1 protein-coding gene is annotated in these 308 nt (G+C 74.0%); it reads right to left on the bottom strand.

Going from position 1 to position 308, the window contains the following annotated elements; genetic code table 11:
• The coding region (locus Q0795_RS17145; protein ID WP_298891766.1) for a hypothetical protein at positions 1–308 on the bottom strand (308 nt) is incomplete at both ends.

The following is a 308-nucleotide window of genomic DNA, read 5'->3' on the forward strand; positions in this document are numbered from 1 at the left end:
ACCTCGGGGGTGTAGGCGGAGAACCCGCCGATCCCGAAGGAGTCGAGCTCGATGTCGGACGGGGCGGCGGCGGCCTCGGCCGGACGGTCCACGGTGACCGTGCGGTCGGTGCTGACGTCCACACCGAGACGGAGCAGGCCGTCACGGTCCTGGGGCACCTCGGGTGCTGCGTTGGCGCTGAGCGCCGCACCGGCCAGGAGGCCGGTCGACGTCGCGGCCACGGCCGCCGTGCGGGTCAGGGTGGTGCTGGTCGTGCGGAGACGACCGGGCCGACGGTGGCGGCCGGTGGTGCGCTGGGTCATGTAGTT

The organism is uncultured Serinicoccus sp., assembly GCF_947487915.1.
GTDB lineage: Bacteria > Actinomycetota > Actinomycetes > Actinomycetales > Dermatophilaceae > Ornithinicoccus.